Annotated in this window: 9 protein-coding genes; 3 read left to right on the top strand and 6 right to left on the bottom strand. The window is 48.2% G+C overall.

Annotated elements, in window-relative coordinates:
- Positions 1-233 (bottom strand): hypothetical protein (locus JF818_RS08090; RefSeq protein ID WP_198891514.1); only part of this gene is annotated, 233 nt, incomplete at its 3' end.
- Between the two features lie 92 nt (positions 234-325).
- Entirely contained in the window at positions 326-814 is a 489-nt protein-coding gene (locus JF818_RS08095) for a DNA-deoxyinosine glycosylase (protein WP_198891515.1), read from the bottom strand.
- Positions 815-905: 91 nt separating this feature from the next.
- On the opposite strand from JF818_RS08095, the gene JF818_RS08100 reads away from it, so the two are divergent.
- From JF818_RS08100 to JF818_RS08110, 3 genes are read left to right on the top strand one after another with little or no spacing between them, the layout of a single operon-like run.
- Complete coding sequence (locus JF818_RS08100; RefSeq protein ID WP_198891516.1) at positions 906-1,817, top strand: DMT family transporter; 912 nt, start codon at positions 906-908, stop codon at positions 1,815-1,817.
- 41 nt (positions 1,818-1,858) lie between these two features.
- On the top strand, positions 1,859-3,721 hold the full coding sequence (locus tag JF818_RS08105; RefSeq protein WP_198891517.1) for an ABC-F family ATP-binding cassette domain-containing protein: 1,863 nt from the start codon (positions 1,859-1,861) through the stop codon (positions 3,719-3,721).
- A complete protein-coding gene (locus JF818_RS08110; protein ID WP_198891518.1) occupies positions 3,705-4,988 on the top strand; it encodes a hypothetical protein in 1,284 nt (427 codons plus the stop codon). The genes JF818_RS08105 and JF818_RS08110 overlap by 17 nt, the downstream gene beginning before the upstream one ends.
- On the opposite strand, the gene JF818_RS08115 is transcribed toward JF818_RS08110, so the two are convergent.
- From JF818_RS08115 to JF818_RS08130, 4 genes are all read right to left on the bottom strand, one after another.
- On the bottom strand, positions 4,960-7,647 hold the full coding sequence (locus JF818_RS08115; protein ID WP_198891519.1) for a hypothetical protein: 2,688 nt from the start codon (positions 7,645-7,647) through the stop codon (positions 4,960-4,962). The genes JF818_RS08110 and JF818_RS08115 overlap by 29 nt on opposite strands.
- A gap of 130 nt (positions 7,648-7,777) precedes the next feature.
- Positions 7,778-8,341 (bottom strand): hypothetical protein, encoded by a 564-nt coding sequence (locus tag JF818_RS08120; RefSeq protein WP_198891520.1) that lies wholly within the window; start codon positions 8,339-8,341, stop codon positions 7,778-7,780.
- A 192-nt stretch (positions 8,342-8,533) separates the two neighbouring features.
- Positions 8,534-9,559, bottom strand: coding sequence for a branched-chain amino acid aminotransferase (locus JF818_RS08125; RefSeq protein ID WP_198891521.1), 1,026 nt, complete (start codon positions 9,557-9,559; stop codon positions 8,534-8,536).
- Positions 9,560-9,667: 108 nt separating this feature from the next.
- A partial coding sequence (locus JF818_RS08130; protein ID WP_198891522.1) for a sugar phosphate isomerase/epimerase occupies positions 9,668-10,599 on the bottom strand: 932 nt, incomplete at its 5' end.

Here is a 10,599-nt window from a genome sequence, read left to right on the forward strand (position 1 = left end):
GAATTATGGACGACCAAGAGATCGGAGACAAACTGACTAAAGGCATTCTCTACCTGGTTTGCGATAACCGAGATACCACGTTCTTGCTCTGCCTGAAGACGTAGCTTGACTTGGTCGCGTAACGATGTCTCATATCCTCTCAACAAGAATAGGATAAAAAGTACCACCGGCATTACAAACAACAGAATATACCGAACTATCCTCGTTACGGTCTTTCGCTGTAGTCGCATCATTGCTCCCTTCAAGTCATGTAAAATCCTAGCATAGGGAGAACCAAAGAGAAAGAGAACTGTTACTACTTATCAGGAGATAATTGTACTTACTATCAAGAAACAGGTAGTATCTTTAGCCCTTCAGCCCATCGCTCACGTTTCTCCTCGTAGCTGAGCGTGTATGCGGGACTGGTGGACGGCATGCTGAGAAAACAACAGGATTCAGGGAAAATCCCGACAAGACTGTTATAAAACTCCTGTGCCTTCTTACCGTTGAACAGTACCCTCTCGATTGCAGGATGTTCCTGGAAAAATTGTTGGAAATCATTGGGGATTACCTCTGTATAGGCAGAATCCGCAGATCCTTTCCGCTGGAAGGCTGAAAGCACATCCCATAGGGCAATATCATGCGAGAGCAACAAATCCCACTTCTGCTCGTACAGGTCAATATCTCCCCCAAGCAGATCTCGCATGATTGGCCAGAAAGCATTCCTTTCATGACCATAGTACTGTTGTTTCATGGCAGACCTGACACTGGGGCCAGTGCCCAGGATGAGCACGGTACTTCGAGGGCTTTCGATGGGGGGGAATCCGTGCAACATGAGAAACTCCTCTTGATTATGCCACATTCTAGCCGTTGGTTATCCTTCCGTCAATTGTACAGAATTCCAGGACGTGATACTGTACTGCATCATGGATAGCAATCTTCTACTCGGGCAGTTGCTTGCCCTCGTCACTGCTGCTTGTTGGGCTCAGAATTCCATCATTTATCGCCATCTGGGAAAGCAGGTCGGTTCTGATGCAGTAGCGCATATCCGCATGTGGCTTGCCCTCCCTGCCATCATCCTCCTGACCTATCTTATGGAAGGGATGTGGTTCCCCCTCCACCTCTCTCCACAGACCTACTTCTTCATCCTTGCCAGCGGAGCAATAGGTTACTTCGTTACTGATAAGTTGCTTTTCCAAGCCTATATACTGCTGGGCAGCAGGGAATCGATGGTAATCATGACGCTCTCTCCGGTGGTTACCGCCATCTTTGGTTTTTTTCTGTTCGCAGAACGGTTGAACGGTATCCAGGTGCTGGGCATTCTTACCACCATACTGGGGGTATTGCTGATGGTCCTGCTCGACCGAAAGCCAGTACTTGCCCAGCAGGAACAGAAGGACCGCTCCACTGGCCTGATCTTCGCTATCCTTGCCTCAGTTCTGCAATCCGTCTCCTTTCTCATGGCTAAATTCGCAATGGACGAGACTGGTCCTGTTGCAACAAACCTTCTACGCAACATCGGGGGACTCTCCATCTTCATCATCTACAATTTCTTTTTCAAGAAAAATGGAAAACGTCACCTGGCACTCCTGAAAAAACCTCGTCTCTTCTTTATCCTGCTTTTTGCCGCACTCGCTGGGCCTGTCTTGGGTATGACTACACAGATGAAGGCATTCACCTTGGCGCCGGTAGGAATTGTTACCACGATTACCCAGATAACCCCTATACTCCTTCTCCCCTTTGACCGCTTTATCCTTCATAAGAAGCTTTCTTTGCCCAGCCTTGGGGGCACATTCCTCTCCATCGCAGGGGTTGCAGTATTGTTTCTTGCTGCTTGAAGCATCTTGCCTAGGTATCCGCTTTTCGCTACGCTCAGAATATGAATGTACTCTCATTGGAATCGGTCTCAAAGACCCTCAAAGACGAACCACTGTTTCAAGATGTCAGTTTTGGACTGGAAGAGGGGGACCATGTTGCCCTGATCGGTCGAAACGGGGAAGGTAAATCAACCTTTCTCAAGATACTCGCAGGACAGGTTGTACCAGACAGCGGAACCATCGCGATGAAAAACGGCACTGACCTGGTCATGTTGGAACAGGGAGTACAATTCAGGGAAATAGAAACAGTCTCTTCTTATCTCCTGCAAGGAAGCGGGATAAGGATTGCCACCTGGAACGCGTATCAACATGCCCTTGCACATCCAGAGGATGAAGCAAACCTGATCAGGCAGAGTGAGTTGATGGAAAGCCATGATGTATGGAACCTCCAGAGTGACTATACCTCCCTTCTTGGAGAGCTAGGGCTGTATGATCTCTTGGATTCCCCTATGGCCACGCTCTCTGGGGGCATGCAGAAAAAGGTGGCTATAGCAAGGGTGCTCGCATCCCGCCCTACCATGTTGCTTCTCGATGAGCCGACCAACCACCTCGACATAGAAACCATTGAATGGATGGAGTCCTACCTGAAAGCAAGTCCTGCCACCATTATACTGGTAACTCATGACCGGTATTTTCTCGATACTGTCTGTAGAACAATTCTTGAGTTGGATGGGGGACAGATGTATCTCCACCCTGGTTCCTTCGCCGATTACCTCGCACGGCGAGAACAGCGCATCGAGAGATTGCAAAAAGAACAGGATAGACTGAGTACCATCCTCAGGAGGGAACTTGCCTGGCTTAGGCGTGGGCCAAAGGCCCGAACAGGAAAGGATAGCGGCAGAAAGGACCGCATCGAGGCAATGCTCGCAAACCAAGCCATGGTTGGAGACCAGGCACAAAAATCCTTTCAGTCAGCAAGCAGAAGATTGGGAAAGAAGATTCTTGAAGCCAAACATCTCAGCAAGGCTTTTGGAGAAGATACCATCATCTCTGATTTCTCATTCTCCTTTACCAAAGGAAAGAAAATTGGAGTAGTGGGTCCAAATGGCAGCGGTAAAACCACCCTACTGGATCTGCTTTGCGCTCACCTCCCCAGTGACAGTGGCTCACTTGATATTGGGGTAAATACCATGTTCGCTTACTACGACCAGACAGGTAGAAACCTTGAAAGCGAGAAAACTATTCTGGAGTATGTGGAAGAAATTGCAACTCAGGTGGTCCTTGGTCCCTCAGAGGTTGTAAGTGCTGCCAAGTTCCTGGAGCTCTTTGGGTTCCCCACATCCATGCATAGAAGCACGATCGCGACCTTATCCGGAGGAGAAAAGAGAAGACTCTACCTGGTCTCCCGCCTTCTTTCCAATCCAAATTTCCTGATGCTCGATGAACCGACCAACGACCTTGACCTCCCCACCATGGAGAATCTCGAACAGTACATTCAGGATTTTGAGGGATGTGTACTCATCGTCTCCCACGACCGAGCATTCCTGGACCTTACCTGTGACGAACTCTTTGTGCTCGAGGAAGGAGGCACAGTGCGCTATGAGGCACAGCGTTACAGCCAGTGGAGAGAGCAAGCACAAAGCATTCCATCAAAACAGAAAGAGGTGCCGGAGGTACCGGTGCAGAAGGCGCCAAGGAGGTCAGAGCAGAAAGGACTCTCCTACCGGGAGAGGCAGGAGTTTGAGGCACTTGAGGAGAAAATGAGTATACTCTCTGAGCGTATTGATACCTTGGAAGCAAGCTTCTCGCATGCTGAACCCACTGAGGAAGGAACCCTTGCAGAGAGAACTGAAACGTACCATGATCTGAGAGAGAAACTCGACTTGGCAGAACAAAGGTGGTTGGAACTTGCGGAAAAACTCTAGGAAGCTGGTAGCTCTATGGTTCATCCTGCTGCTCAGTTCATCTTCTGTATCAGCGAATATAGAGTCTCTTACGATAGGAACCAACAATGACTGGTATACGATGGGAATCGGTCATAACCATGATGATGGACTGTCCTATGGCTCCACGGTAGAAGCGGTACTCCCATCCTCCTTTACCCTGAACCTTGCCACGGGTGGCTACACTGACCGTCTCGATACCATGCAACGCTATGATGTCATCTCACTTATGGCTTCGTATCCTCTACAGAGCAAACTGTTCACCTTTACACCAAGAGCAGGTCTGGTTGCCTCTGGCAACCTAGGCTTCAATGAGGCACAGAATTATCTCCATAGCCTAATAGACCGAGACCTCCTCAACCTAACCTACACTACGAATGAAATCTCCTTGCATCCATCAATTGGAGGCAGGGCCACGCTAGGAACAAGCATTGGAGATATGAGAGCATCCGTAGAATTCGACCTGGATTATGCACATACCTGGGAACAAACATACAGCGGTAATATTCGGTTGCAGTTTGACTCCATTATCTCTGTGCGTTTGGGATATCTCCAGAGAAGTACCAACCACTCCTGTACTGTTCAGCAGGAGATGGTCGAACGTTACCAAGGAACCTTTCTCTCCTACCACTATGATGGTGGGCTGCTACATACCCAGTTCATCTCATACTTGGAAACAGGGCGCTCTTTCGGCGGTTTCAGCTTTGATGTAGTCTCCTTGTGGAGGAAGAAACAATTCCGTTCTGCTGATTTCATTTTCTCCACAGGTTTTCTTTACGACCTCAATGGCCAACAGAATAGGCTTTTCGCCTTCTCCCACAAGGATGTAAGTTTCGAGATACGCCACAAGAATGGCCCCATGTTCAATAACATGGATGACCAGGATGACCGGCTCAACGTTGGCTCCTGGATGCTCGGCTATTCCTGGAGTATCCCACTTCACCCTCGCTTTGAGCCCTATGGAAAACTGCTTGCAGGTATACAGCGTTTCAATTTGCAGCAGGACTTCACCACTACGATTGTTGAATCACTACATCCCACGATTGCCATCGAGGTAGGCCTAAAGGGATTGGGTATTCCTGGCTTGGTTATTGAACGGCAGAACTATCGCCTACGTTTCACCTCGACTCTCCAATATATTTTTGGCACTGATGAGGTTTCTACAGTAAATCCCTATTTCACTGAGCACACCGGCCCCTGGCTCCTCATGACAGGCATCGTCATAGATGTGGAGCATGATCGGGAGTAGGTAGGAATTCAAGGATTCCCTGGCCGTTCATACCAATGGTGATGGCCCAATCATCAGGTCCAAAGAGATAGGCAAATCGAACAAACGGCTGGAAGGCAAAAGAGGGTCCTCCCATCACGAAATTGCCACTCAGGGTTGCCCCCACTGCCCAAGCATCTTCCCACTGTACTGCCCCATCGTCCAGGTACCATGCAGTCTTAGCCGATAGTTCCAATCCAGCCTTGGTAATCCCTCCGTAGAGGAAAGGAATATCGAGCAGACCCAGCGGAAGCAGGTAGGAAGCTGAAAGCCGAATCTTGACATCCCCATCCCCCAGCGGACGGAAGGAGAAGAGCGGATATGCACTCCCTACTCCCTGCGAGCTGGTAATACCAGAGAGAGATACCCGTGCCATATGACGGCCCCCGAACAGTCTCTGTTGACGCATGATGCTTGAATAGGCCGCATACCACTGCGATGAGAAATCTCCATTTGTCAGAACCTGGATTCCAGCAGCCACTTCACTCATGCTCGGTCCATAGAAGTCGATGGTACGGTAATCCCTTGAAACTGAGGACCCGCCAATGGTTAGGGTTGCTGCTCCTGCCCAGTCAGAATAATTCGTAGATACAGAGAGAGATGGTTGGAGAGAAATCCTTTTGATTGTATTGAAGCCAGAATGATAATACACAGGAAGGCCTACGGTCACTGAGGCATTTGTAAGGTATGTTGCTGAGTCGATATCATAGGTATTGAGATCACCGGTAAGCTGGAGGGAATAGTTGCCTCCAGCGTACTGGTAGACCACATTGGAGACCGGACGCATCCCTGTAAAGGAGTATCCAACACTTCCGATCAGGCTCTGTTTCCTGAGATTGCTGGTAGCGTGAAACCAGAGGCCTGGTTGGATGCTGTTCGCTTCAATGAAGGGGAATGGAAGCACAAGGTTGAGTCTCAGATTGTCCCGATAGCTGGAGATAGGATACTCACGTGCAATTTCAAACGTACCAGTCTCCATCTTTGCTTCAGGAAAAGTAACAGGGGAATACTCCATACGGTCGATCCCTACTGATTTCAGGACATAACCCTCTGGAGTATAGGTCTCATAGATGAGGGTGTCCCCGTTGATCCGCGCCGCAATGGTACCTGCAGGGTCACTGAAGAGCTTAATGGTCTCTTCTCCTTCTCTGTCATAGCGGTAGACGCTGAACTTACCATCCTGCTCTCCCACAAAGAGGATGGACCCGTCCTCATCAAACAGGGGAGAGCGCAGTTCACTTTTCGTAGGTCCAACAAGTGTCTGAACCTTACCTTGCCGGTCCAATAGCTTGATAGAGGAGTTTCCCTCCTGCAATGCAAGGAAGACAAGCAATGAGCCATCAGTATTCAAGGAAGGCTCAAGCAGACTTGTTCGTTCCTCCCTGTACAAGAGCTCGACCGATTTCTCTTCCAAGTCGATTTCAACCAGCTCGTAGAAGGAGCCAGAAATCCGGGAGGCTACTGCCCGATTGCCATCTCCACTGAGAGAAGGATGAACCAGGCGCTGGTTCTCAGTCAGGCGTTTAGATGTGCGGTTTTCCAAGTCCAATAGATAGAGATCGCTGTAGCTCACCTGGGCAAGGGAGAGGCTGGAGGGATCTGTAGGGTCAACGGAATCAACAGAGAGCAAGGCAACTGTATCGGAGAGTGCAATTGATGATCGCCCAGAGATTGGGAGCGAGAAGAGACGCTCTGGTTCTTTTCCTTCCTCATAGCGATAGAGGGCAGAACCATCGTAGGGACTTTCACGGTAGCCAACCAGTCCAAGGCTTGTTTCATAAGGAAGATAGGAGTTTCCTTGACCGCGTATACTGACCATCTCACCCTCGATGGCTTTATACGGTTTGCCTCTCTCTTCCAAGGCAAAGGTGAATAGCTCTTTTGCTGAATATCCTGTTACCTTTCGGAATGCAGGAGAGAGTCCCAGGAACGGAAAGGCTGCAAATCTCTCATTGATGGTGTTGAAGGCTTCAACGCCATAGGTTTTGATCAGATAGTCCACCATCAGGTAGCCAGTGACATAGATACGGCCAGACGGGGCAAACGGACCGTTGTAAGCACCCTGAGCCAGGCTCCACATGGCCTCTTCTTGTAGTGGTACTTGGTAAGAGAGCTCAAAGGGGAGCGAGTCCCCCCTCCCCCCCTCTGCAAATGCTGTCTCGGTATGTGTCGTGATCCCTTCGATCCACCAACCCGGCATAAATACCGTACTGAAGGCATTCACACCAGGACCAAGAAAACCTAGGACCTTTGCTGGCCCCACGTTTGCATTCAAATGGAGATAGTGCGTCAGCTCATGGGTGTAGAGACTCCTCAACCAACTTGCAGTTCTGCTTCCGATGAACCGATTGTCCGGGCTGGTAATGTACAGATAGATGGAGGCTGGAAAAGGTGCATAATATCCATTTGCCCAAGCGGTCTTCCCTGACATGACCACAGGTACTTTTCCATCACTCTCATAGTCCAGATATGAGGCAAGGTTTTCATACACTTCATCTGCAAAGGAGGCAACCTCCTGAGCAAATATCTGGTCATCTTCCTCGAATATAATTCTGGTATGTTGGGTCTCTATCTGTTGGTAAGCAAAGACAGAGGAGAAAATGGAACATAAGAATAGGATCAACAGTAGAATCTTGCGCATCGAATACAGCCCTCCGGGGGATACTAGTATCAATGTACAACAGCCTGTTCATGAGGTAAACAGGCTCTCTGAGAGTATCCCAATTAAATTATATCATCTACGCAAGTAAAAAGTAGCTTTTCAATTATCCCTACTCGTAGAAGTAATCACCGAACAAAGTCATATCGGTATATACGGTATTGTTTACTTCCAGACGGAATGTAGTGGGAGCTTCTGCGTCGGCTTGTCCTGCCATATAGATTTCTATGGTGGTAGGACTAACTTCAAGGTCTGGTCCTGTTATGGTCATATCTTGAGAAATAGTGATTTCAGTATCTGGGGCTGGTTCGCCCGATTCATCTCCATCCAGGAAAGCACCAAGTGTTATTCCGGTAAGGGAGAGCGTCCCATTAACAGTAGCACCTTCCCCTACAAATTGAGGAGGTTCTGTAAAGAGTGTAGCAAATTGTGCATCATAGCCATCAGGAGGTGCATAAGTGAAACTGATTGTAGTATCCTCAGCATCCGTCTCTGGATCATACTCTTCGAAAAGTCCATAATTAAAGGTCATCATGGACTCGAAAATTAGTGTTGCAAGAGCCTCATCCTCAGAGGAAGAGCCCGAACCACCCGTGGTTTCATCACATCCGGCAAACACAGGAAAACAATGGTTATAACTACTACCCAAATGCTCTTTTTCATACTGTTCCTCCATCTAGTTTTTGACAAATATTACTATCTGTCTATATTTCAATACTACCACTACATGGAGGATACACAAGTATCTAATCCCAGACAAATACTAATATAGTTAGGATTTATGAATTAGAAATGTTCAATCTATTAAATGAGGCAACCCGAAGGGAATCCGGATTGCCATAAAAAGTGATGTTTTTATTTTCTATTCTCAGGCGATGGTATGGATCCACCCTTCTGGTGCTTCTATTCTCCCCATCTGTATACCGGTAAGGGTATCATAGAGTTTCTGCGTGATCGGTCCCATCTTCTCCATCCCGCTTGGCATCGTGATAACCCCACTTTCTGTGGTAACGGATCCAATGGGAGAGATAACAGCAGCAGTACCGCATAAACCTCCTTCCACGAACTCAGAAAGCTCACTCAGCGGTACCTCACGCTCTTCTGTCTCCAAGTGTAGATACTCTTTTGCTACATGCATAAGTGATCTTCTGGTGATAGAAGGAAGAATGGTATCACTCTTGGGAGTTACCACCTTGTTATCCTTGGTAATGAAGATGAAGTTTGCCCCACCAGTCTCTTCAATGAACGTATGGGTTGCCGCATCAAGATACATGTTCTCATCAAACCCATTCTTTTTCGCGGTATAACCGGGATACAGACTCATGGCATAGTTCAATCCTGCCTTAATATGTCCCGTACCTCTCGGTGCAGCACGATCATAACTGCTCACCTGCAATCTCAATGGCCTCACCCCACCCTTGAAATAGGGACCGACTGGAGTACTGAATATCCTGAAGGTATATTCAGGAGCCGGAGCAACCCCAATAACAGGACCACTACCAAACAAAAATGGTCTGACGTAGAGGGTGGCACCCGTACCATAGGGTGGCACATAGGCAAGGTTTGCCTTGACCAACTGGTCGAGGGCATCGATGAACCGCTCTATTGGGAAGGGAGGCATGAGAAGACGCTCAGCCGTCTCATACATACGCTCGGCATTGAGGTCAGGACGGAAGGTGACAACTCGACCATCTACAGTGGTATATGCTTTCAAACCCTCAAAGCAGGTTTGCGAATACTGCAGCACACCTGCAGACTCACTGATGCTTACATTGGCATCATCCACCATTGCTCCATCGTCCCATTTCCCATCCTTAAAACGGGAAACATACCGTTTGTCTGTCTCGATATACGTGAATCCGAGACTGGCCCAATCAATGTTCTTCTTTTCCATACTTGCTTCCTTCAATCAAAGAGGGCTCAGAAGAGTCCGATTTGGGCCATTGTACTACTTCATATACATTTCGTCTATTTATATGCAGAAAATTTGCATAAAATCAGATTATTCTGTTTTCAATGCTGCATCAAAGGCGACAGAAGAAGCACTGAAGTTAATGTTTTTCACGTAGGCACAACTCTCTGTTGCACCAAATACCCGGTCCATACCAGAATCTTCCCACTCAACGGAGAGCGGACCAGAATATCCTGCAATGTTCAACTCCCGAATTATTCCATCAAAATCTACATCTCCATGACCTACTGACACAAAATCCCAGCTTCTTCGGGTGTCTCCAAAGGGAAGAAAGGAACCAAGAATCCCCCCACGTGGATTTCTGTGATTTATCTTCACATCCTTCATATGTACATGATAAATACGTTTTGCAAAATCCCGCACGAACCCTACTTCATCCACTCCCTGCCAGAGCAAGTGACTGGGGTCGAAATTCAGTCCCAGGGTCTCTCTCCATCCAAAGAGTTCAAAGAGACGTTCGGTGGTGTACCAGTCGAAAGCAATCTCGGTGGGATGAACTTCCAGCGCGAACCGAACACCACACTCATCAAATACATCAAAAATTGGTGTCCAAAGATCGTAGACCTTCTCATACCCCTTCTCAATCATTTCGTTGCTGGTCTGTGGATAAGAATACCACCGAGCCCAGATGGGTGATCCAGTAAAGCCATTCACCACTGACACGCCTAGAGCCTTTGCAGCGCGAGCTGTATCCTTCATCTCCTCAATTGCCCAGGAACGAATCCCTTCAGGATTCCCTGCAAGATGGGAGGGGGCAAATCCATCAAGCCGTTCATCCCAGACATCACACACACACTGACCGGTCAGATGTGCACTGATTGCTTGACACTGCAGCCCATACGTATCAAGTGTATTTTTCACATCCTTAATATATCCGGGTTCATGAAGTGCCTTCTGAACATCAAAGTGCGCATGAGTGGCGAGCTCAATCCCTTCATAGCCCATCTCCTTCGCAAGTGCAC

The sequence above is a fragment of the Sphaerochaeta sp. S2 genome (genome assembly GCF_016406725.1).
Classification (GTDB): Bacteria; Spirochaetota; Spirochaetia; order Sphaerochaetales; family Sphaerochaetaceae; genus Sphaerochaeta.